This is a genomic window from Dyadobacter sp. CY347 (genome assembly GCF_021502655.1).
Lineage (GTDB): Bacteria > Bacteroidota > Bacteroidia > Cytophagales > Spirosomataceae > Dyadobacter.
Genome location: NZ_JAKFFT010000002.1, coordinates 443,645 through 466,478, shown reverse-complemented (window position 1 = coordinate 466,478; position 22,834 = coordinate 443,645). Strand labels below are relative to the sequence as shown.

Here is a 22,834-nt window from a genome sequence, read left to right as displayed (position 1 = left end):
AAAGCAGAAGCGGCATTTGGCACATAATTGGTAAAACAGTTTTCATATTTCATTAAGAACTAAAACCATTTGTCAATTATGTTAAGATGGACCGTAATTTTTCTGATAGTTGCCATTATCGCCGGTGTACTGGGCTTTGGTGGAATCGCTGCCGGAGCAGCTGGAATCGCTAAAATTCTTTTCTTCGTATTCCTTGTACTATTTGTGTTAAGCCTAATCAGCCGTGGAGTCGGGCGATCCTGACGTTAACGGACTAAAACGAAAAAAGCGGACAAATGTCCGCTTTTTTCGTTTTATGCTATTCCCATTCAATGGTTGCGGGTGGTTTAGACGAAATGTCATAAACAACGCGGTTCACACCTTTGACACGGTTTATAATGTCATTGGAAACCTCTGCCATAAAGTCATAAGGCAAATGTGCCCAGTCGGCGGTCATTCCATCCACCGAAGTTACAGCACGTAGGGCGACAACACTTTCATACGTCCGCTCATCCCCCATTACACCTACGCTTTGAACCGGCAGCAACATGGCTCCCGCCTGCCAAACGTCTTTATATAAATCCCATTTACGCAGTCCGCCGATAAAAATCGCGTCAACTTCCTGTAAGATTGCCACTTTTTCGGGCGTGATTTCTCCCAAAATACGGATCGCAAGTCCTGGGCCCGGGAAAGGATGCCGTCCCAGTATTTTTTCGTCGATACCCAATGTCCGGCCCACTGCCCTCACTTCATCTTTAAATAATGTATTTAGCGGCTCAACGATTTTCAGCTTCATAAAATCAGGCAAACCACCCACATTATGATGCGATTTGATCGTTGCAGAGGGCCCATTGATAGAAACCGACTCGATCACGTCAGGATAAATTGTTCCCTGACCCAACCATTTCACTTCTTCAATTAAATGCGCTTCCTGATCGAAAATATCAATAAACGATTTTCCGATCGCTTTGCGTTTCGCTTCCGGTTCCGACAATCCGTTCAGGGACTGGTAAAAGTGTGATTTTGAATCAACACCTTTGATATTCAGGCCCATATCCTGGTAAGAGTGAAGCACTTCTGCAAATTCATCCTTACGCAACAAGCCATTGTCGACAAATATGCAATACAAATTTGAGCCAATTGCCTGGTGAACAAGCGTTGCAGCAACCGTCGAGTCCACACCGCCCGAAAGCGCCATAACCACTTTATCGTTACCCAGCTTTTTGCGCAGGTTGGCAATGGTTTGTTCTACAAAAGACTCAGCCGTCCAATCCTGTTTGCAACCACAAATTTTCGCTACAAAATTGTACATCAGCTTCTTACCCTCGGTTGTATGCGTCACTTCCGGGTGAAACTGAATGCCGTATGTAAGTTCATTTTCAATTTTAAATGCAGCCACTTTCACCGATTCCGTTGAAGCGATTACATGAAAGCTGTTCGGGGCGCGGACGATTGTGTCGCCGTGTGACATCCAAACCTGAGAAGATTCCGATAATCCGGCAAGTAATGATGAATCCGTATCATCAATAACCAGACGGGCGCGGCCGTATTCACGGTGCTGCGAAGGTTTCACATCGCCTCCCAGTTCCTGTGCCATCAATTGTGCACCATAGCAAACGCCCAGCACAGGCACTACTTTGCGAAACTGATCCAAATCTATTCTCGGGGCGTCCGTGTCCCGAACGGAGCATGGGCTTCCGGAGAGAATTACACCTTTAATGTTGGGAGTGAGATCGGGGAAATTATTGTAAGGATGGATTTCACAATAAACATTAAGCTCACGAACGCGACGTGCTATTAACTGCGTGTATTGCGAACCAAAATCTAAAATCAGAATTTGTTCAGTCATATAAAATGCTATCTAAAACGCAAATGTAGGGAGATTGACCCAAATCAAAAAACCGGATTCAATCATTCTGCGAGTGAATGAAGGGCGTATAACCGGCAGAATTTTAATTTTTTCAATGTAAATTTGTACAAACGCTGCGTTCTGTCTACCTTTACGTAAATTTTCAATATATAATTAATATGAATCAAGGAACAGTAAAATTCTTTAATGACTCAAAAGGTTACGGGTTTATTAAAGACACAGAAACAGGACAGGACTATTTTGTACACATCTCCGGTCTTGTGGACGAAGTTCGCGAAAATGACGACGTTACTTTTGATCTTCAGGAAGGACGTAAAGGGCTTAACGCGATCAATGTTAAGCTTGCCTGATAGGGACTTAATATAAAATGCAAAAAACCGCTTCTCGAAGCGGTTTTTTTTGTGCCCTGGTCATTCACCCCGGCATTTTACCATTTAAACTTTTTTTGAGGCCCCGTGCAACTTTCTTTATTCCCTTTGTATCTATCAAACGCAAGTCAGGCACACACACCCGCTCATATAACGTAAAAACCTTTCATGTAATCGGAGGTTCTATGTTATACAAAGTACCTACTTTTACACTGTACCGGAAAGGAAATCAACACACCGAAGCCGGACATTGAACATAATCTATTAGCCATGAAATTTTTAATGAACCTAACTGTAGCGCTGCTACTGGCTGGAAGTTTTGTGCAGGCACAAACTGCTTCCAGCCCCATCGGCAAAGGAAAAGTCTACGGAGCAATCCTGGACGAAAAGTCTCAACCCTTTCCGTTTGTCAATGTTCTGCTATTAAAAGCAAGCGATTCCACGCTGGTAAAAGGACTTGCTGCTGATGACGGTGGCAAATTTGTATTCGACCAAATCCCGGCGGGCAAATTTCTTACGCTGGTCTCCATGGTTGGTTACCAAAAAAGTTACAGCGCATCATTTACAGTGAATGACAATGATGTTGCACTTCCCACAATCTCTCTGAAAACCGACACCCAGGCACTAAATGAGGTGACGGTTGTTGCAAAAAAACCTTTCATCGAACAACAGATCGACCGCACGGTTGTGAATGTGGAAAACAGCATTGTTTCCGCTGGCGCAACAGCGCTGGAAGTTCTGGAACGCGCACCGGGCGTTACGGTTGACCAGCAAAATGAACAACTTAAATTACGCGGAAAAGAAGGCGTAATCGTTCAGATTGATGGAAAACAGACTTTTTTATCCCAACAAGAACTTATCACGCTCTTGCGCAACACGCCCAGCGACAACATTGAAAAAATTGAACTGATCACCAATCCTTCTGCCAAATACGACGCAGCCGGAAATTCCGGGATCATCAACATTAAGATGAAGCGCAACAAGAATTACGGCACGAACGGAAACATTAACCTCGGCGCTGCCTATGCAAAATATGGCAGATCCAATGCCACGGCAACCATTAATCACCGCGCTGGAAAAATCAGCACATTCATCAGCGGAGGAGCATTCTTTAACAAAGGCTTCAATAACAACGACATTTACAGAAGAATCCCATTTGAAGACAAGGTTACTATTTTTGACCAAAAAACGGAGCGCACAAACAAATCCCAATATTATAATGTCCGTGCCGGCGTGGATTACTTTGCTACGGAAAAGACAACGGTCGGCGTTTTGGTTTCAGGATTTTACAACAATTTCAGTAACCCGTTCGGCCAAACAAACACCAGAATTTTAAATGAAGATCTGAGTTTGCAGCGCACGTTCAGAACCGATGTTTACAATGGTGGTAAATTGAATAATGTAAGTGCCAATGCCAATTTGAAACATCAATTCAACGACAAAGGCAAGGAACTGACATTTGATGTCGACTATGTGAATTATAGTGGTTCTAAGGAAAGCAACCTGGATACGCGTTATTTCAATCCGCAGGGACAGGAGCAAAACAGCAGCCGCGAAACAGTTCGTAATAACATGCCTTCGGACATTAACATTGGCGTTGCCAAGCTGGATTACGCGCAGCCATTGGGCAAAGGAAAGTTCGAAACCGGGTTAAAAACAAGCTTCGTGGCTTCTGACAATGATATGGTTTTTGAAACAAAAGTCGATGAATGGGTGCTCGACCCAAAGCGTTCCAACCGCTTCAAATACACTGAAAATGTGAATGCAGCTTATGTGAACTATAATGGGAAAATCACTAAGAAACTCAGTTACCAGTTAGGCCTCCGCGGTGAACACACACATTCAATTGGTAACTCTGTGACACTGAATGAGAAACGCGACCGGAATTATGTAAATCTGTTCCCTAGTGTTTTCCTTTCGCAGCAACTGGATACGAACAACGTGCTGAACATTTCTTACAGCCGCCGCATTGACCGTCCTAATTATCAATCGCTTAACCCATTTGAGTTTTACCTGGATCCTTATACATTCCAAAAAGGAAATCCGAACCTGAAACCGCAATACACGAATTCATTTCAACTCGTACACGTTTACAAAAACTTCCTGAATACAACGCTTGCTTACAGCCGCATCAAGGATATGATCGCTGATGAGCTTCCACAACAGATCGCTTCCGAAAACAAAACATTTGTAACATCGGATAACCTTGATAATCAGGACAATGCAAGCTTAACCGTTTCATTTCCGGTCCCGATCGCAAAATGGTGGAACCTGCAAGCGAATTTCACAGGAGTTTACAACGCTTACAACTCCATTTATCTCGATCAAAAGCTCGAAATCAAGCAGGCGTCATGGAATATGTATGCCAGCAACAATTTTACTTTGGGCAAAGGATGGTCCGCTGAGGTCTCCGGATGGTATAATAGTCGGGCGTTCTACGGATTATATGCCGCAAACCCGATGGGCATGCTCAATGCAGGTTTGCAAAAGAACATCCTGAATAAAAAGGGAACGATCCGTCTGAATGTAAACGACATTTTCTGGACCAACCGGTTCAACGGAACTGCGATTTACAAAGACATCGATTTCAAGGTGAAGTCCGAATGGCCAAGCCGCCAGTTCAGGCTCACATTTACTTACAATTTTGGTAATCAAAATGTAAAAGGCGCACGCCAGCGCAACACGGGTTCTGATGATCTTCAGAAACGTGCAAACGGCGGAGGTTAATCAGGAATTCCGGCCCTTGTGGCCAGTGTTCATAATTAGTTAGGTTTGTTATGCAGAAAAACCATCCCGCGCTATGCGAGATGGTTTTCTTATTTTTTAACCAAACTGCTTCTTAAAGAATCATTGAAAGACTAGGCTTCCAATGCAGCAACGCCAGGAAGCACTTTGCCTTCCATATATTCAAGCAATGCACCACCACCAGTTGACACATAACTCACACGGTCACCGTAACCAGCATTGTTGATCGCCGAAGCCGAGTCACCGCCACCGATCAGTGAGAATGCATCGTTCTCTTCCGTCACAGCAACCACCGATTCGGCGATTGCATTGGTTCCCTGTGCAAAATTCGGGAATTCAAAAACACCCATCGGGCCGTTCCAAAGAACTGTTTTTGAGTTTTTAATTACTTCTGAAAAAATCTTGATTGTTTCCGGACCAATGTCCAAACCTTCCCAATCGTCAGGAATTTCTCCTGCTGCTACAACCTTACGCTGCGCATCGTTGCTGAATTTATCTGCAATGACCGAATCAACAGGAAGGATCAGGTTAACGCCTTTTTCTTTCGCCTTTTTAACCAATTCAAGCGTAAGTTCTTGCTTATCAGCTTCCAAAAGCGATTTTCCGATGTTGCCACCCTGTGCCTTTGAGAATGTATAAGACATTCCGCCACCGATGATCAGGTTATCCACCGTATCAATCAGTCGCTCGATGATCAATATTTTATCGGAAATTTTAGCGCCGCCCATGATTGCTGTGAATGGTCTTTCTGAATGTTCCAGAAGCCTTTCAGCGTTATCAAGTTCAGCCTGCATTACATAACCGCAAACTTTGTCCGTAAAAAATTTACCAATCACAGCCGTTGACGCGTGCGCACGGTGCGCAGTTCCGAAGGCATCCATAACCCAGACATTGCCTAGTTTCGCAAGTTTTTCTGCAAAAGCCTCGTCGCCTTTTTCTTCTTCTTTATAAAAACGAAGGTTTTCCAGTAACAAAACTTCACCTGCATTCAAAGATGCCGCAAGTTCCGTAGCACTCTGTCCAACGCAATCGTCCGCAAACTTTACAGTTTTGCCGAGAATGAGCGAAAGAGGATTAACCAGGTGTTTCAGGGAATACTTTTCAGTCGGTCCATCCTTCGGGCGTCCCAGGTGTGACATCAGAATGACAGAACCTCCATCATTGAGAATCTTATTGATAGTAGGGATTGTTGCTTTGATCCGGGTGTCGTCCGTGATCTCGAATTTGTCATTAAGCGGAACATTAAAGTCCACGCGGACTAAGGCTTTTTTGCCTGAAAAATCGTACGAATCTAATGTTGTCATGGGCAGGTAAAATTGTTTTCCATAGTCAGCAAATGTAATCCAATTTCTTTATAATATACTATGATATCAAGAAATTACGGCATTTGCAATAGGTATAATGCAATTTATACTATCAATTTTTCAAAAATTTAACCAATTAACGGAATTTTAATGTGCTTCAAAGAATCCATGCATAAAGGCAAAAAGTAGGCCATCCTTCTTCGTTGAAAGGCTTTAATTTGGTAACTTTAATTTTAAATTGAATCGCAACAATCCGTTTTTATCGAAGTGCTTCCGAATCCTTTTGTGCAGAATATCGAGTTTCCGACGGATCTTCCACCCAAATATTATCACGAATATTTCAGTTACGTCCTGGAATTTGTCAAGAAGCGTTACGCCCATGTCCTGAACGAAAATGAGCTGCGTTTTTTGAATGATTACGACTCACTTTCTGAGGATGCGCAATGCTTGTTCATCCGTTTCAGCAACCGCAGTAAATCGTTTTTCAGGGTCAATAACCTCTCCTATTCCGAAATAAAAGACATTCCCGCGGTCCTTAATGAGCTTTTTGAAAAAAACTTTATAGAGTCAATTTGCGACGCGCATGAAGTCCGGTTTTCGGAAATTATGGAGCTTTTCACCAAGCCGGAACATTTGCTTTTCACCAAGATCCTGGGGCCGGACATTATGCCTTCCAAAAGCATTAAAAAGCCCGATCTGGTTCGATGGCTTATGCATGAATATGATTTTAAAACGCTTTGCGAGATCATAACAGCGCACGAACCGGTTGTAAAGGTTTCCTATGAAGCCGAAGTAATGGTGATGAAATTCCTGTTTTTTGGGAACCGAAATGCAGATATGACCGAATTCGTGATCCGCGATCTGGGTCATGTCCGCTTCAATTCCTTTGATGAACAACATTTAGCCATTCAGTTTGAGACGCGGAAAGATGTGGACGACACATTAATGGTGTCGCTCATGAAGGAAACTTTCGACGAGCTCAAAGCCGATCTGCCGCCCGAAGACATTTTCGACTGGTTTATGAACTGGCACGTCGGCAGCGGGACAGGGCTTAGCCCGAAGGCCATTCCATCATTCAACATGTTCATTCTCAGGGTTAGCGCGTGGCTGGAACGGAAGAAAATGTTGTCTCAGGCACTCAGCATTTATCAGCTCACAAATGATGCCCCGGCCCGGGAGCGTCGCGTGCGTTTGCTTTATAATTTAGGTGAAATCGATGAAGCACTGGCGCTTTGTGAAGAAATCGCCGAAAATCCGCAAAATGCGGATGAACGCTATTTCAGCATGGATTTTCATGAAAGGATCAAAAATAAAAAGAGCCGCATCATTAAGCGCACCACGCAAGCCCTGAAAGCCGCAGAGGCCATTGAAGTGCCTATTATGTATCGTTACCAGGTGGAATTGGGCGCCATACATTATTACAGGGAACGCGGTTACCAGGCATTTTTCAGCGAAAACGAGCCCTGGCGCACGCTGTTCGGACTGCTGTTCTGGGATGCCATTTATGACACCAATGTGCAAACCATTCACAACCCGCTGCAACGCGTTCCTACCGACTTCTTCCTTCCCGATTTTTATTACAAAAGGGCCGATCAGCTCAAAGAAAGGCTGAAAGCGGCACATTCGAAGGAGATTATCGAAGAGCTTGTTACGCAGACTTACATGGATAAATACGGCATTACCAACGTCCTCGTGCCCTGGTACGAAGGCGCATTGGAAAAAGTGCTTGTGTTAATTTCGCTCCTAAGCCCCGAACAGATCCATTTGGTGATGATGGAAATTGCACTAAACCTGCGGGAAAACACGCGCGGTTTCCCCGACTTATTGGTTTGGAATGAAACGGAATATGCATTTATCGAGATCAAATCCCCAACGGATCACCTGTCGTCCAGGCAGTTGCATTGGCAGCATTTCTTTAAAGAGCACAATGTGCAAAGCCGCATTGTCCGTGTAAAATGGCTGAAAGATGTCGTGTCAATCGATCTCGAAACTGGCGACAACGGGTAAATGATCCGAAGCGTATTTTTCGTCAATAACCTTTGTATCAGCGCCCTTCAACTTACCTCCCTGCTTATACATGATGAAATCAATCGTTTTGTTAGGCGTTTCTACGGGAATTGTTGGTTTGCAGTCGGAGCAGGTTCTGGTGAAATATTTGTCAAAATAGGCGATTACGGGGCTCTCTGGAACTGCGTTAAAGTCGCCAGCGAGGATAATAGGCAACGTTGTTTTGCCTAGCTTTTCCATGATCGTCTCCGCTTGTAAAAGGCGGTTAGGCTCTTTTAAGCCCAAATGGGTGCTGGCGAACATGATTTTTTTCTTGTTAGGCAAAGTTACCGTGATGGCCGCGACAGTCCGGTTTTCCTCGGGCTTGTCGGCATGGATCGGCAAGGCATATCTTACCGAATCTTCAATCGGATATTTACTCAAAACAGCAACGCCATAATCACCTCCCTGATGATCAATGGCTTTGGAAAAATAAAATTTCATCCCTGTTAATTCGGCAAGCTGCTGCGCCTGGTTCTTTCCTTTTCCGGAACGTTCTGTATTGACATCCACTTCCTGCAATGCCACAAAATCGGGCTTTTCAGCATTAATAACCTTCGCAATGGCTTCCACATCAATTTTATCCCCGGCAGACGGCGGATTGCAATGGTGAATGTTGTAGGTCATCAACTTGAACTTGTATTTTTTAACTGGTTTGTCTGTGCCTGCATTTGCAAATACAGCGATGGAAATCAGGATAAGCAGACTAAAAAAGCTATTTTTCATAAAGAATTAAGGATTAGGATATCAAGAACCCAAAAGTAGTGGATAGATTTAAATCCGTTTGCTATCATTACACATCAATTAACAAGCATAATCAAATGATAAAGAAAATACTGCTGACCGCCGCGCTTATGGCAGGTTTCGGGATGTCTTTTGCACAAACCAAACCGGAGGATGTCAAAACCTTCACATTGGCGAACGGCATGAAATTCCTGGTGCTGGAAGACAAATCCATCCCTAATGCGAACATGTATCTGTTCTGGAAAGTGGGATCGCGCAATGAAGTGCACGGCATTACGGGACTCTCGCATTTCTTTGAGCACATGATGTTCAATGGTTCCAAAAACTTCGGCCCGAAGGAATTTGACCGTTTCATGGAAGCCAACGGCGGTTCCAACAACGCTTACACCACGGAAAATGTGACCGTGTACACCGATTGGTTTCAAAAAGACGCATTAGAACCCATTTTCGAATTGGAATCCGACCGCATTGCAAGCCTTTCCATCGATCCGAAAATGGTGGAAAGCGAACGTGGCGTGGTGCTTTCTGAACGCAGCACAGGTTTGGAAAACAGTAATTACCGGCTGATAGGTGAGCTCGTTCAGTCGGTGGCATTTCAGGAGCATCCTTATATGTTCCCGGTGATCGGCTTCGAATCCGACATTAAAAGCTGGACGCAGGAGGATTTGGAAAACTATTTTAAAACTTACTATTCGCCCAATAACGCGACGGTGGTTGTGGTGGGCGACGTGACTTTGGAGCAGGTGAAAAAGCTGGCCGACCAATACGTGGCACCGATTCCGGCGAGAGGTTTGCCGCCAAAGATCAGGACCGTTGAGCCGCAGCAGAATGGCGAAAGACGCGTGACGGCCTACAAAGACATTGCAACTCCGAACATTCTGATGGCTTACCACGTGCCTGAAACGAAACATGAGGATTTTTACGCGTTGGATTTACTGAGCAGCTTGTTAACCTCCGGAAATTCTTCCAGACTAACTAAGTCACTGGTGATGGATTCCACATTGGCAACCAATGTTTCCAGTTTCACAGATCAGAGTTTCGACCCGAGTCTTTTTATCATTTATGCTATTGCAGGAAACAATGTTACCGCGACAGATTTAGAAAAAGCAATTGACAATCAAATTGATATGGTAATTAAAAATGGCGTGAAAGATGAAGAGCTGCAAAAGGTTAAAAACCAGAAGCTGATGGAATTTTATCGTACGCTGGAAACCATTAACGGTAAAGCCAATAGTCTGGGCAGTTACGACGTATTTTTTGGGGATTATAAAAAGATGTTCGAAGCGCCGGATCTGTATAAAAAGGTGACCGTGGAAGACATTAAGCGCGTTGCCGCCAAGTATTTCACCGAACGCAACCGCACGGTAGGATACTTACTTCCTGAGAAATCGAAATAACATACGCTTCATACCGAAATTCATTCATAACATTTGAAATATGAAAAAGATATTATTTGTGTTCCTGGCGCTGTTCACGCTTTCGGCCTCGGCACAAAACAATTTTAAAGTCCCGCCTTTTGAAAAAGTCAAACTGAAAAACGGCCTGACCATTTTCCTGATGGAGCAGCACGAAGTTCCGCTGATCAATGTTTCAGCCGTTTTTGACGCCGGTTCTATCAATGATGGAGAGCGTTACGGACTCGCAGGCCTAACCGCTGATGCACTGCTTTTTGGCACTGAAAAATATACCAAACCGCAAATTGAAGAAATGACCGACTTTGTGGGCGCGAGCATTAATACGTACGCATCGAAAGATATGGCCGGTTTGACTTCTTCTTTTGCGACCAAAGACCAAGAGAAGCTTTTTGACATTATTCAGCAAGTGATCATGCACCCTGTTTTTGACAAAACGGAATTTGACAAGCACAAGCAACGTCTTACTCAGGAACTGGTTCGGGAAAAGGAAAGCCCGCGGGCGGTGATCAATGCTTATATGAATGCATTCATGTTCAAAGATTTTCCTTACGCAACGCCCACCAGCGGCACACCCACGACCATTGAAAAGCTATCCCCGGCCGACGCAAAGGCGTTTTACGAGAGCAACTACACTTCCGGCCGCGGAGCCATCGCCATTGTGGGTGACTTCAAAACAGCTGATATGAAGAAAAAAGTAACCGCGATGTTTGGCTCCTGGAAAACAGCCCCCTACCGAATGGTGAAACGCGTTGCGCCAGATTTGGAATTCGACAAAAGCCGTGTGTTACTCGTTGATAAGCCGGACGCGAGAGAAACAACATTCCTCATCGCCGGCAAAGGAATTGATTATAATTCAGCCGATTATGTTCCTGTCTTGGTTGTGAACACCATTCTTGGCGGCCGTTTTACTTCGTGGCTGAACGATGCATTACGCGTCAATTCAGGACTTACTTATGGGGCGAGAAGTGGTTTCACGCGTTACAAATTTGCAGGAACATTCTCGATCAGCACATTTACAAAAAACTCAACAACGGTGCCGGCGGTGGATATGGCGCTGCAAGTTCTGGATAGTCTGCACAAAACCGGGATCAACGATGAGATCCTGAAATCGGCCAAAGCTTACGTAAAAGGCAGCTTCCCACCTGCATACGAATCCGCAGGCGCATTAGCAAGACTGCTCACAGACATGCACGTGTACAACTTCGACGAAAGTTTCATCAATACATTCCAAACCCAAGTCGACGGCCTCACAACAGCCAAAACCAAAGAAATAATTGAAGCTTATTTCCCAAAAGACAAGCTTCAATTCGTTATGGTAGGCAAAGCAAGCGAAATCCGGGATGCTGTGAAAAAATACGGCGATGTAACCGAAAAGCAGATCAAGGCGGATGGGTTTTAGTATAACTTGATCCGTGCTTACTTTTAATCCAAGGAGTGACGTGGCTTCGGCTCCGCTCAGCCTGACAGTTCGGGTAACTTTTATCACGTGCGCTACGAGCCCTGTCATGCTGAGCGGACCGGGCGGCCGAAGCGCGCTACTAACAAGTAAAAACAAAACCAATATTATATGAACAAACTGTTAAAAACCTGTCTCATTGCAGCCGCAGCCTTGACGAGCCAGACTGACCTTTTCGCGCAAGGCAATGTCTACACAAACCCAATTGGCTTGCAAGCCTACACATTCCGCGGGAGCTGGGACAAAGGCATTGAGGCGACATTGGACACGATTAAGTCATTGGGTGTTACCGAATTGGAAGGCGGCCCGATCAAGGGAATGACTACCGAAGAGTTGCGCAAGCAGCTGGACAAGCGCGGCATTAAGATGGTTTCCATCGGTGCCGATTACAACAAATTGGCAGAAAGCAGCGAACAGACGATTAAGGATGCGAAAGTGCTGGGCGCTAAATACGTCATGGTTGCCTGGATTCCTCACAAAGGCAAATTTGATCTCGAAACCGCTAAAAAAGCAGTCGCTGACTTTAACAAGGCAGGAAAAGAGCTGAAAGAAGCGGGCATTGAACTGACTTACCACAACCACGGCTACGAGTTCGAGCCTTATGAAGACGGAACGCTGTTTGATTACCTCGTAAAAAATACAAATCCCGAATACGTAAATTTCGAAATGGACGTGCTATGGACCGCATTTCCGGGTCAGGATCCCGCAAAGTTGCTCCTGAAATATCCAACGAGATGGAAGCTAATGCACTTAAAAGATCTTAAAAAAGGCGTAGTAGGCAACCTGTCCGGAGGCACACCAACCACGAACGACGTAGCACTAGGAACCGGCTCGATTGACATTCCGGCAACGCTGAAAGCTGCTAAGAAGGTAGGAATTAAGCATTATTTCATTGAAGATGAGAGCCCTTCATATTTAAAGCAAATCCCTCAGACGATCGCTTATATTAAGGGGATTAAGGAGTAGGATGTCACTGGCCTTGTCACCCTGAGCGGAGTCGAAGGGCGCTACCACCAAGTAGTAACGCCCCTTCGACTCCGCTCAGGGTGACAGGGCCAATGACAACCCCCTTCGACCGCCCGGCGGGCCGGTCCGCTCAGGGTGACAGAACTAGCAACCCCCTACCAACCCGGGTTCTGCTTTAAAGTTGGTGTTTTCTGTAATTCGTCTTGCATGATCGGGAATAAGTAATGCCTAGGGGCTACGAAGACACGGCTTTCTATGAAGTAGCGTTGCATTTTGTATTTTTTGCCTTCCACTACAATCTTCCCGGCCGGATCTTCAACCGGCTTCATTCCGTTGATCATGCGTTGTGCTTTGGGATAGGGCCATGCATTTTGTGAACGCTGGTCATTGGTGCTGCCTGCCGTCTGCCATGCCTGTTCTTTGGCTAATTCTTTTGGAGAACTGGCATCCAGATATAAACGCGTTGACCAGATCCTGTTGTTTTCATAAAAGAGCTCCACCCGTCTTTCACGCTTGATGTATTCGTCCATCAGCGCCTTGCTGGCTTTGGCTTCAACAGGGATGGGTGCCATGAATGATCGCTTCCGCACCATGTTCAGCATATCATAAATTTCAGCATTGGGGCCGGCAGTTTCGTTTACTGCTTCGCAATATATGTAGATGAATTCGGGCAGGCGCCAGACCGGTGGTCCGCTGATGGAGAAGCTTTTGTCCCGATTCCAAGATTCGCGTAAGATTTTTCTTAGGAAATAACCTGTTGTCGTTGAGTTGGTTGCGCCTACTTTGTCGGCGCCGGATGCAGTATTGATCACTTTTCCTTTGAATGTAGAGCCGTGGTAAACAATGTCGCGGTGAAAACGGGGATCGCGTTTTACGCTTTCGTAGGGATTAGCATCGTCATAACCATCCTTTTTCGCCCTTGCAGCGTAAATCGGATAACCAAAACCATTGGGCGCAATGTATTCATATTCATCTACTTGCTCCTGAACGGGCATTTGTCGCGAGCTGCCGCCCCAGCTTGGCGGATAAATGTCTCCTTGCCAGTTGTTGTCTTTGTCACGTGTCACAAAGAAAACCGCCTCATTCTGAAACGCTTCCATATTGTGATACAAATCCCAAAGCCGCGCAGGCACTTTTGAATTGTTGTTATCGACACCCGCATCATCCCGGAAGTCAGCAGCATCGTGCCCCTGGTATAAGGAATAACGCTGGCGCCCTTCCACTTTGAAGTCAATTACTGCTTTGGCAGCCGTTTTGGCCGTGTTCCAGCGTTCCGCATTGTACGCATATTCCGCGGCAAACGCACGTGTATCATTCGGGAAAGTGCCGCCATTCCACATGGGTGTGGCCGCCATCCAGGCTACAATGGCTTTCAAACCCAAAACAGCACCCTTATCGATTCTGCCAAAATCAGCTCCGCCCCAGCTTGCAGGCACCAAAGCCATAGCCGAATCGCAATCCTGGTAAATTTTGCTGGCTGTGGCATGAAATGATTCCTGCTTGAAATCCATCGGGTCACTCGGACTGATGGTGCGGGTTACGTAAACCACTTCCCCGTACATTCTGGCTGCCAGAAAGTGAAAATAAGCGCGCAAAAAATAAGTCTCACCCAATCTTTTGTTCAGGTCACCCGCCTGCAACGGGTTATCAGGCGTATTATATTTTCGCACGCCTTCCAGGATCACATTTGCTTTCCGGATCCTGCCATATAAGTCCCACCAATATTGTCCCCTGCTGCTTCCGGCGGGCATTAAGTTCGCATTCCAGTCGCCATTGTTGAATTTGTTGGTAAGACTTCCTTCCGCTGTTGAACCTTCGGCTTCATCCGTAACGGGCGCAGTAGAAAAGTGGGAGAAGAAAACGAGCGGGCTGTTGGAGCCTTTTGCATTGTCGTACAAGTCGGTAATGAGCTGGTTTGTCTTGTTATATCGCGTAAAAACCTGCTCGGCATCCACCTGGTCATCCGGCTTTCTATCTAAAAAATCTTCTTGACAAGCTGAAAGCAATGCGCAAGTGAAAAAGATAATGATGGTATATATTTTTTTCGTATTCATAAATGCGAGGTTTTTAAATCAGAATGTTACATCAACGCCAAAATTCAGCACCTTCTGGATCGGATACCAATCGCCCGTCCCTTCCCTGGTTTCTGGGTCCATATCAACCTTTTTGAGCCCATCCCAGGTCAGCAGGTTAAGCCCCTGGACGTAAAACCTGACCTGGTCAATGCCGATCTTTTTAATCGCTACTTTGGGCAGATTATAACCTAACTCGACAGTTTTAAGCCTGACGTATTTTGAATCATACAAAAACAAGCCGCTGTTGGGATTCTTATTGTTGCTATGATCGCCGAAATGCAGGGCTGGATAAGTCGCCGTTTCGGCCGTTTCCGGGGTCCAACGGTCCAAATGCATGGGTTTTACTTTACCATATTTATCCTGATTGAACAAAGGAAAATCATAAACCGCCGCACCGGATAACTGCACAGAAGCCCGCGAAGCGCCCTGGAATAACATACTGAAATCGAAGTTTTTATATTTGGCACCGACCGGCAAACCGAACATAATTTCAGGGTTACGCGGATTGCCCATCGCCGTGCGATCACCCAGGTCATCCACTCTGCCATCACCATTCAGATCTTTGTACACCACATCCCCGGGCCGCAATGTTCCCCAGGACTGGTAACCACTGCCCGAATTCATGGCATTCAAATCGTTGGCCTCTTCCTGATTTTTTACAAAATGGTCAAATACAAAATTGAAATGTTCACCAATACGCTTGCCCGTATTAGCGCGGCCAGGCATGGCATAAGGGATCTCATTCATGAACACAATGTTGTTGCGTGCAAAAGAGAGATTAGGTCGGATAACGTAAGTTGCATTTTTCCCAATGCTCCCCGACCAGCCCACTTCCAAATCAAAACCGCGGTTGTTAACAATCCCCGAATTGATATAAGGCGCATCCTTACCCACAATGTCCGGATAACCAAGCTTGTTGCCGCCGCTCATGTCCGTAATAATGTCGTAACGATGCTCGTGAAACAGGTCCACGGTTACGGTTAAATGTTTGAGGAATGTGGCATCAATCCCAATGTTGGCTTTTCTGGCTTTCTCCCATGTCAGATCAGGGTTAGCGAGGTCGCCTTCGGAAAGATAGCCGCCAGCGCCGGAACCGAAATTGTCCGTTCCGAAATTGTAGTCGCCATCCCTGCCACCAAAATATTGAAGATAAATAAAACGCCTGTCGTTCGGCACGCGATCACTTCCTACCAGACCATATGAACCTCTGATTTTGAATGAATTAAGCCAGCTTTGCGTGCTGCTCATGAATTGCTCTTTGGAAAGCACCCAGCCCGCAGAAACAGACGGGAAAAATCCATAACGCTTGCCCTTCGCAAAGTTTTCGGATCCATTATAAGCCGCATTGAACTCAAAAAGATAGCGATCATCATAACCGTAAGTCGCCCTGGCCGTGATGCCCTGGTAACTAAATGGAACCTGATTGTTAATGATCCTTTTCGAACGGTTTATCAGCACCATCCCGGTCACGTCGTGTAAGCCGAAATTGCGGAGATAATCCAGCTTAGCCTGCACATATGAGCGGCTTTCGCTGTCCTTTTTGTCGAATTGATTGCGGATGGTCTGGTCAATGTCATATTTATTGCCTGACTTATAAGCTCCCGTGTAAATGCCCGGCTCGCGGTAAATGTCGCTTCCCGCCTCAGGAACGAATGTGGCATAACCCGGATATTCGCGGTAACCTTCCGAGTAACTCGTCACGTCCCGTCTGATCCAGCCGCCATCAGAAGCATCATAGGAGAAAATCCCATCGATGGAAAGCCCTTTTGTAATAAAATCCAGCTTGTGACCTAGTGAAAATGATCCGTTGAGATAAGTGTTTTTATCATTTAAAAAACCAGTGCGGCTCAATTCCCCTAGAATGTTAAAACGATAAATCTGATCGCCGTAAAGCATTCCAAGCGGGTTATTGGTTTCGTAAACGCGGTTGGCAGGATTGCCGTTGGGTTCCAGTGTGATCGGCAGGTAAGAGGGCTGCGTATTGGCCATCTCTACAATCCTAGCGGCTGTGGTTCCCGGCGCATTCCTGTCTGTGATCCTGGCACCAATGTCCAGTCTGGCGAAAAAGTTATCCGTAATGTCTATATCAATGTTCGACCGGAAATTGTAGCGCTTGAAAACGGCCTGTGTGTTGTTGGGGCCAAGATCCGTATGCTTGTAATTTCCATCTTGTTGAAAGTAATTGGCCAGCACGAAATATCTGGCCCTTACTGATCCACCGCTAATAGACAAACTATAATCATGCTGCACGCCGGGTTTGAAAGCATAGTCGAAGTAGTTCCAGTTATAGCCCAAACCGTCTGAATTGTCGCCTTTTGCCTTGCGAAAATTGGCTATTGCTGTTTCTGAAAACAAATTCAATGTTGATGGATCTACGTCCGGATTATCATTGCGTCGGGCTTCGTTATAAAGCATGGCATAGTCCGCTGATCCCAGATATTCAGGAAACTGCACCGGCTGATTGATCCCGACGGAGGCTTTAAAATTCACCGTCGCTTTATCCTGCACTTTTCCCCTTCTTGTTGTAATAAGAATAACACCATTGGCACCTCTTACCCCATAAGGCGCGGTTGCTGAGGCATCTTTTAGGATGGTAAATGTTTCAATTTCCGATGGGGCCAGGTAATCCATGCTTCTTTCCAGACCGTCGATAATCACGATCGGTGCCTGGTTTCCGTAGGTGGCCGTGCCGCGGATAAAAATGTCGCTCCGGTCCACACCCGGCTCCCCGCCGCTGAACTGATTGGCAAAAAGCCCAGGAAGCCGCCCGGCCAATGCATTGGTAATGCTCGCAGTCGGGCTTTGCTTTAAATCCTCGGTTGTAATGGTGGCAATGGAGCCTGTTATCGTTGCTTTTCGCTGCGATCCGAACCCGACGATCACCACTTCTTCCAAGCCGCCCAAATCCTCTTCCAACTGAATGCTAACAGATGTTTGCGTGCCTACAACCTGCTCCTTGCCCAGATAGCCGATGAACGAAATCACCAGCACATCACCCTGCTCCGCCTCAATAGTAAACTTGCCCGTTGCGTCCGATGAAGTTCCCTTATCCGTCCCTTTTACAATCCCAGTTGCGCCGGGAAGCGGCTGGCCTTTCACATCCTGAATGGTTCCAGTAATCTCCCGGATCACATTTTCAACCGGTGCCACGGGTGCAGGAAGTGACTTGATAGCATTGGAACGTGATTCTTCATCCTTTTTGAAAACCGCGATCTGCTTTCCTATTATTTTGAAAGACAAATCTGAGCCTTTCAATGCCCGCGTCAGGATTGCAGGCACTGTTTCATTTTTTAGGTTAAGGTTGAGACTCCCTTCTTCGGCTTCCGAAAAAAGGCCATCCCTGTAAAAAATCCGGTAATCGGTTTTTTCCTGAATCAGCTTAAACAACGCGCCCAGATTACCATTCCGGATCGTGACATCCATCCTGCTTTTCTGCGAATAACCCGTCGCATGTACGCCCATCATCCCGATCCACAAGAGTAGAATCGTTAATTTCATAATTCTGAGCAATTTTTTTGGGTGTAATTCTCCCAGAGGGCAATACCCTGAATGGTCAAATTTTTTCATAAATTTGATACGACTTTTGTTGATACAATGGTTTAAAAATCACTTGCTTGCCGGCAAGTGTGACTATCGGAAGACGTTGCCGCGTCTTCCGTTTTTTTGTTCTGATGATGCGCTATCTGAATATAACCCTCCTTTCTGTTTGCTGATATGTAAGCGATGTTGTGAGCGCAATGGATTCCAGCACCGGCGCAATATTTTCTCCCAGATCCAATGTTCCCGAAAATGTAACGCCTTGCGCCTTAGCACTTCCGAGCGAAATATCAGTGCTGTAATAGCGCGAGAGTTTCTTAAAAATGTCCGCAAGCGGCGTTTTGCTAAAAATGAGGTAACCCTCTTTCCAAGAAATGTAGGATTCCACATTGACGCCCGAAGTTTGCAGTTCCGACGTTGCAGGATCGTAGGCCGTCATTGTTCCCGGGGTCATTTTTCTCTTTTTCGAGCCAAATAATGATTTCTGATTGGCCGTAAGTTCAATGCTTCCCTTCACCAGCACAGCAGAAGTTTGGGGATCATCTTCATATGCGCTTACGTCAAACTCCGTCCCGAGCACCTGCACCTTGATATTTTTGGTATGCACATAAAATGGCACTTCGTCGGAATGAGACACCGAGAAATAGGCCTGGCCTTCGAGGTAAACTTCCCTGGTTTTGCTATCAAACTGTGCAGGATAAACCAGCTTGGAACCCGAATTGAGCCAGATTTTGGTGCCGTCAACCAGCGTTATGGTCGACCTTTTGCCATAAGGCACTACCAACGTGTTAAATTCCTGTTCTGCCTCCGCAACCTGTTGTTCCACGACGGAGGCCGAATCAATCTGGATACGGGCACCATTTTCTTCATATATCAGGTCTGAGTTTTGTTCGGGAAGATGAATGATCCGTTTATCGGCAAGTTGCAAACGCGTTTCTTCCGTGTCGGGCGTTAATCCGGACGCAGCCTCCTGCATCGCCGAGCCGGTGTTATTCCGAAGCAAAAGGTAACCCGAGCCTGCAACCAATAACAACGCAACGGATGCCGCCATAGCCAGCCAAACCTTGCTGAACGAGCGCTCACCTTTTTGTCTGACCGTCTCTTCCACGCGCAGCCGCACCGCCTCTTTTTCTGAAACAGGCAAGGATTGCTCCTGCAACGATTTCATCAAAATCCTTGTATGGGCAACAATTTTCTTTTCTTCCTCTGAGCATTCCGCCTGTTCGGATTCGGGCTGATCCTGGCACTTACGTAATCTTCTTTTCATTTAAGAACTTGTTTGACTTACAAGAGAAGACATTCGGCAGGATATAGACTCCGAAAAAGGATTATTTTAACAAAAAAAGAAAATATTTTACGCCCAGTAGAAAATCAGGGCAATGGAGCCGAATTCCAGCTTGCCACGCAGCTGTTTCAAGGCGCGGTAAATAAATGTCCGGCAGGTCGGGACAGAGATCTGCATCATGGAAGCTATTTCTTCATATTCAAGATCCTGATTGAACCGCAAATAAAGAATCTCGCGCTGCCGTTCGGGAAGCTGGTTGATTTCAATGGCCAGATGGTCCAGCATTTCGCGCTGTTTTTCATCCACAATCATTTCATGTTCAATGCTGAATGCAAATGCATTGACACCAAATGTATCATCAGAATTCCAGCGGTTGAAATTCAGCAGGCTGGATTTGCGGTGGGCTGCATGGATTTTTCGACGAAATGATTTGAGCAGATAAAATTTTACATTCACCTGCTTGGCAAGGTTCCCGCGATAGGTGTGCAGATCGATGAAAAGATCGTGGATACAATCTTTAACGAGTTCACTATCATCGGTATAGCGCATTCCAAACTTGTATAGAATGTCTGTATAAGCATCATACAGTTCGCTGAATGCCGAAGAACTCCCGGAAATAAAACGCTCCCAAAGGTCATTTCCCGGATCTATGTCTGTCATAGCGGTGTATCAAATGAGCAGGTCCAAAATTTGAAAAAGAAAATGTAATGTATACATAAAAAACATACCTCAAAACTTGTGTTTACAGTTCATGCCGCAAGTTTTTAATTCAAAATTATAATACTTTGCAGCAAAAAAGGATTTTATGGAACCAGCATTATTAAATCAAGTCCCATCGCTGGATTTGGCCGATTTTACCTCAGGAAACCCTGAACAAAAGAAGCAGTTTGTTGCTGCCCTGGGTGATGCCTTTACCAACATTGGATTTGTAGCAATAAAAAATCACGGACTCAGCGATACATTAAGGAATGAGCTTTATGAAACCGTGAAGCAATTTTTCGCGCTGCCGGACGAAGTGAAGAAGAAATATGAATTTGCAGAATTGTTTGGCCAGCGAGGATACATTGGCAAAGGAAAAGAAACCGCGAAAGGCTTTAAAGTGGCGGATTTGAAGGAATTTTACCACATTGGCCAGCCTGAGCCGATCGGCAGCATGCCTTCCAATGTTTTCCCGGAAGAGCTTCCCGAATTTGAAAAATATACATTAGAAGTTTACCGCACATTCGAAAATGCAGGCAAAATGCTCCTGCGCGCCATTGCAATCTACCTGAATTTACCGGAGGATTATTTTGAAGACAAGGTAAAAAACGGGGACAGCCTGCTTCGTGCATTACATTATTTCCCGATTCCAAACCCGGAACTTGTGCCGGAAGGAGCGGTTCGCGCAGCTGCACATGGCGACATTAACCTGATCACATTGCTGATGGGCGCCAGCGCAGAAGGCTTGGAAGTGCTTCGCCGCGATGGAGAATGGATCGCGATCACTGCGCTTCCGGATCAGATCGTGGTGAATGTAGGCGATATGCTGGACCGGCTTACCAACCACAAATTGAAGTCCACCATTCACCGGGTCGTGAATCCGCCACGCGAGAAAATGGGCACTTCCCGTTATTCTATCCCGTTTTTTATGCATCCAAGGGCTGATATGGATCTCACAAGCCTGGAAAGTTGCATCACACACGAATTTCCTAAAATATACACCGACATGACTGCGGGTGAATTTCTGGATGAGCGGTTGAGAGAACTGGGTTTAAAAAAATAACCTCTAAAAACGCTTGGCCCATCCTCCTATCCGCCGCTTTCGTTACATCATTTACCTGATGGACATCCTCTTGTTGTCCCTAACCGCTTTCGGAGGCCCGCAGGTGCATTTAATGATGATGATCGAGAAGCTGGTGAGGCAGAGGAGGTACATTACCGAAGAGGAATTGCTCGAATTGCAGGCATTATGCTCGGTTTTGCCTGGTCCAAGCTCCACGCAGACGGTCACTGCCATCGGACTTAAAATCGGCGGACAACCGCTTGCTTACCTAACACTTATCGTGTGGTCGCTGCCCGCCATGATCCTGATGACGATGGCGGCGATTGGCATTCATTATCTGGAACGCAACTCCATTTCTTTACAATTCACAAAGTTTGTAGGGCCAATGGCGGTGGCCTTTTTAATGTATGGCGCGTCATTTATAGCTCGTAAAGTGATCCATAACACCCAAGGCTGGTCGTTTCTGATCATTTCCACGATCCTCGCGTACATGTATCCATCGCCCTATATGACGCCTGTGCTGATTATTTCCGGGGGCGTTGTAGCGTCGCTTAATTTCAAAAAGCATGAAGTGATGGAAAAAGGCCCGATCCGGATTTTATGGAGGCCCATTATCTTCTGGATCTCTGTTTTGATCGTCGCTGCGGTTGTGGGTAAGGTTACCAATTCGCTTCCTGTGCGGCTTTTTGAGAACTTTTACCGGAATGGCAGTCTGGTGTTCGGCGGCGGGCAGGTGCTGATCCCGATCCTTTATAACGAGTTTGTAGAATTTAAACATTATCTCACCGACCAGGAATTCCTGGCTGGAATGGCGCTGACGCAGGTTGTACCGGGGCCCGTTTTCTCCATAGCGACATTTGTAGGAAGCATTTCCCTCCAATCAGCAGGCATTACCGGGCAAATTATTGGCGGTTTCGTCGCCACGGCAGGGATATTTCTTCCTGGTACATTCTTCATCTTTTTTGCTTATCCATTCTGGGCTCAGCTCAAAAGATACAGAGGAATCCGTGCGTCTCTCGAAGGCATCCACGCCGCCAGCTGCGGTCTCACCATCGCGGCCGCCATCTCCCTATTTCAACCCATGATGAGCCACTGGCAACCGCTGTTCACTGTCATCTGCACCCTCCTCGTCCTCACATTTTCCAAAGTGCCCTCCTATGTGATCATTATTGCAGGGTTGGTTTTGGGGTTGGTTTTTTAGGGGCTGTTGTGCCAAACATTGGGGCAGGCGATAGTTTCCATTGGATTAATCAATTGGTTTTCCAAACTTTGGAAACTGATT

At 45.9% G+C, this 22,834-nt stretch carries 16 protein-coding genes; 9 read left to right on the top strand and 7 right to left on the bottom strand.

Annotation, left to right across the window (positions count from 1 at the left end; genetic code table 11):
* Window positions 1–78 precede the first annotated feature (78 nt).
* The gene (locus L0659_RS02745) at window positions 79–243 is read left to right on the top strand and encodes a DUF1328 family protein (protein ID WP_026628251.1); all 165 of its coding nucleotides are present in this window, start codon (window positions 79–81) and stop codon (window positions 241–243) included.
* A 55-nt stretch (window positions 244–298) separates the two neighbouring features.
* Here the strand turns inward: L0659_RS02745 and guaA are convergent, their stop codons facing one another.
* The gene (guaA, locus tag L0659_RS02740; RefSeq protein WP_235124068.1) at window positions 299–1,828 is read right to left on the bottom strand and encodes a glutamine-hydrolyzing GMP synthase; all 1,530 of its coding nucleotides are present in this window, start codon (window positions 1,826–1,828) and stop codon (window positions 299–301) included.
* A gap of 179 nt (window positions 1,829–2,007) precedes the next feature.
* On the opposite strand from guaA, the gene L0659_RS02735 reads away from it, so the two are divergent.
* Together L0659_RS02735 and L0659_RS02730 are read left to right on the top strand one after the other, a co-directional pair.
* Window positions 2,008–2,199: a cold-shock protein gene (locus L0659_RS02735; RefSeq protein WP_026628253.1), complete on the top strand. Its 192-nt coding sequence runs from the start codon at window positions 2,008–2,010 to the stop codon at window positions 2,197–2,199.
* Window positions 2,200–2,487: 288 nt separating this feature from the next.
* Window positions 2,488–4,944, top strand: coding sequence for a TonB-dependent receptor domain-containing protein (locus L0659_RS02730; RefSeq protein WP_235124066.1), 2,457 nt, complete (start codon window positions 2,488–2,490; stop codon window positions 4,942–4,944).
* A 131-nt stretch (window positions 4,945–5,075) separates the two neighbouring features.
* Here L0659_RS02730 and L0659_RS02725 read toward each other — a convergent pair whose 3' ends face one another.
* Window positions 5,076–6,266, bottom strand: coding sequence for a phosphoglycerate kinase (locus L0659_RS02725; RefSeq protein WP_235124065.1), 1,191 nt, complete (start codon window positions 6,264–6,266; stop codon window positions 5,076–5,078).
* Between the two features lie 267 nt (window positions 6,267–6,533).
* Between L0659_RS02725 and L0659_RS26385 the strand changes: the two genes are divergently transcribed.
* Window positions 6,534–8,273 (top strand): VRR-NUC domain-containing protein, encoded by a 1,740-nt coding sequence (locus tag L0659_RS26385; RefSeq protein ID WP_235124064.1) that lies wholly within the window; start codon window positions 6,534–6,536, stop codon window positions 8,271–8,273.
* On the opposite strand, the gene L0659_RS02715 is transcribed toward L0659_RS26385, so the two are convergent.
* Complete coding sequence (locus L0659_RS02715) at window positions 8,241–9,038, bottom strand: endonuclease/exonuclease/phosphatase family protein (protein WP_235124063.1); 798 nt, start codon at window positions 9,036–9,038, stop codon at window positions 8,241–8,243. The two genes, L0659_RS26385 and L0659_RS02715, sit on opposite strands and share 33 nt — an antisense overlap.
* 95 nt (window positions 9,039–9,133) lie before the next feature.
* On the opposite strand from L0659_RS02715, the gene L0659_RS02710 reads away from it, so the two are divergent.
* The 3 genes from L0659_RS02710 (at window position 9,134) to L0659_RS02700 (ending at window position 12,893) form a co-directional block, all read left to right on the top strand.
* Window positions 9,134–10,453, top strand: a complete 1,320-nt coding sequence (locus tag L0659_RS02710; protein WP_235124062.1) for a pitrilysin family protein — start codon at window positions 9,134–9,136, stop codon at window positions 10,451–10,453.
* 40 nt (window positions 10,454–10,493) lie between these two features.
* Window positions 10,494–11,870 carry a pitrilysin family protein gene (locus tag L0659_RS02705; RefSeq protein ID WP_235124061.1) on the top strand — a complete coding sequence of 459 codons (1,377 nt, stop codon included), beginning with the start codon at window positions 10,494–10,496 and terminating at the stop codon, window positions 11,868–11,870.
* Window positions 11,871–12,038: 168 nt separating this feature from the next.
* The gene (locus tag L0659_RS02700) at window positions 12,039–12,893 is read left to right on the top strand and encodes a sugar phosphate isomerase/epimerase (RefSeq protein ID WP_235124060.1); all 855 of its coding nucleotides are present in this window, start codon (window positions 12,039–12,041) and stop codon (window positions 12,891–12,893) included.
* Window positions 12,894–13,048: 155 nt separating this feature from the next.
* Here L0659_RS02700 and L0659_RS02695 read toward each other — a convergent pair whose 3' ends face one another.
* The 4 genes from L0659_RS02695 to L0659_RS02680 all read right to left on the bottom strand — a co-directional run bounded on the left by L0659_RS02695 (window position 13,049) and on the right by L0659_RS02680 (window position 20,450).
* Window positions 13,049–14,947, bottom strand: coding sequence for a RagB/SusD family nutrient uptake outer membrane protein (locus L0659_RS02695; protein WP_235124058.1), 1,899 nt, complete (start codon window positions 14,945–14,947; stop codon window positions 13,049–13,051).
* An 18-nt stretch (window positions 14,948–14,965) separates the two neighbouring features.
* Window positions 14,966–18,466 carry a TonB-dependent receptor gene (locus L0659_RS02690; protein ID WP_235124056.1) on the bottom strand — a complete coding sequence of 1,167 codons (3,501 nt, stop codon included), beginning with the start codon at window positions 18,464–18,466 and terminating at the stop codon, window positions 14,966–14,968.
* 181 nt (window positions 18,467–18,647) lie between these two features.
* Complete coding sequence (locus L0659_RS02685) at window positions 18,648–19,772, bottom strand: FecR domain-containing protein (RefSeq protein WP_235124055.1); 1,125 nt, start codon at window positions 19,770–19,772, stop codon at window positions 18,648–18,650.
* Window positions 19,773–19,859: 87 nt separating this feature from the next.
* Window positions 19,860–20,450 (bottom strand): RNA polymerase sigma factor, encoded by a 591-nt coding sequence (locus L0659_RS02680; RefSeq protein ID WP_235124054.1) that lies wholly within the window; start codon window positions 20,448–20,450, stop codon window positions 19,860–19,862.
* Window positions 20,451–20,595: 145 nt separating this feature from the next.
* Here L0659_RS02680 and L0659_RS02675 point away from each other — a divergent pair, with 145 nt between their 5' ends.
* Together L0659_RS02675 and chrA are read left to right on the top strand one after the other, a co-directional pair.
* A complete protein-coding gene (locus L0659_RS02675; RefSeq protein WP_235124053.1) occupies window positions 20,596–21,552 on the top strand; it encodes an isopenicillin N synthase family oxygenase in 957 nt (318 codons plus the stop codon).
* A gap of 58 nt (window positions 21,553–21,610) precedes the next feature.
* On the top strand, window positions 21,611–22,753 hold the full coding sequence (gene chrA / locus L0659_RS02670; RefSeq protein WP_235125234.1) for a chromate efflux transporter: 1,143 nt from the start codon (window positions 21,611–21,613) through the stop codon (window positions 22,751–22,753).
* Window positions 22,754–22,834 lie beyond the last annotated feature (81 nt).

Excerpts from the sequence above, each read along its gene's own strand:
- L0659_RS02745 (WP_026628251.1), top strand. The coding sequence starts at position 79 with ATGTTAAGATGGACCGTAATTTTTCTGATAGTTGCCATTATCGCCGGT.
- guaA (WP_235124068.1), bottom strand. The coding sequence starts at position 1,828 with ATGACTGAACAAATTCTGATTTTAGATTTTGGTTCGCAATACACGCAG.
- L0659_RS02735 (WP_026628253.1), top strand. The coding sequence starts at position 2,008 with ATGAATCAAGGAACAGTAAAATTCTTTAATGACTCAAAAGGTTACGGG.
- L0659_RS02730 (WP_235124066.1), top strand. The coding sequence starts at position 2,488 with ATGAAATTTTTAATGAACCTAACTGTAGCGCTGCTACTGGCTGGAAGT.
- L0659_RS02725 (WP_235124065.1), bottom strand. The coding sequence starts at position 6,266 with ATGACAACATTAGATTCGTACGATTTTTCAGGCAAAAAAGCCTTAGTC.
- L0659_RS02715 (WP_235124063.1), bottom strand. The coding sequence starts at position 9,038 with ATGAAAAATAGCTTTTTTAGTCTGCTTATCCTGATTTCCATCGCTGTA.
- L0659_RS02710 (WP_235124062.1), top strand. The coding sequence starts at position 9,134 with ATGATAAAGAAAATACTGCTGACCGCCGCGCTTATGGCAGGTTTCGGG.
- L0659_RS02705 (WP_235124061.1), top strand. The coding sequence starts at position 10,494 with ATGAAAAAGATATTATTTGTGTTCCTGGCGCTGTTCACGCTTTCGGCC.
- L0659_RS02700 (WP_235124060.1), top strand. The coding sequence starts at position 12,039 with ATGAACAAACTGTTAAAAACCTGTCTCATTGCAGCCGCAGCCTTGACG.
- L0659_RS02695 (WP_235124058.1), bottom strand. The coding sequence starts at position 14,947 with ATGAATACGAAAAAAATATATACCATCATTATCTTTTTCACTTGCGCA.
- L0659_RS02690 (WP_235124056.1), bottom strand. The coding sequence starts at position 18,466 with ATGAAATTAACGATTCTACTCTTGTGGATCGGGATGATGGGCGTACAT.
- L0659_RS02685 (WP_235124055.1), bottom strand. The coding sequence starts at position 19,772 with ATGAAAAGAAGATTACGTAAGTGCCAGGATCAGCCCGAATCCGAACAG.
- L0659_RS02680 (WP_235124054.1), bottom strand. The coding sequence starts at position 20,450 with ATGACAGACATAGATCCGGGAAATGACCTTTGGGAGCGTTTTATTTCC.
- L0659_RS02675 (WP_235124053.1), top strand. The coding sequence starts at position 20,596 with ATGGAACCAGCATTATTAAATCAAGTCCCATCGCTGGATTTGGCCGAT.
- chrA (WP_235125234.1), top strand. The coding sequence starts at position 21,611 with ATGGACATCCTCTTGTTGTCCCTAACCGCTTTCGGAGGCCCGCAGGTG.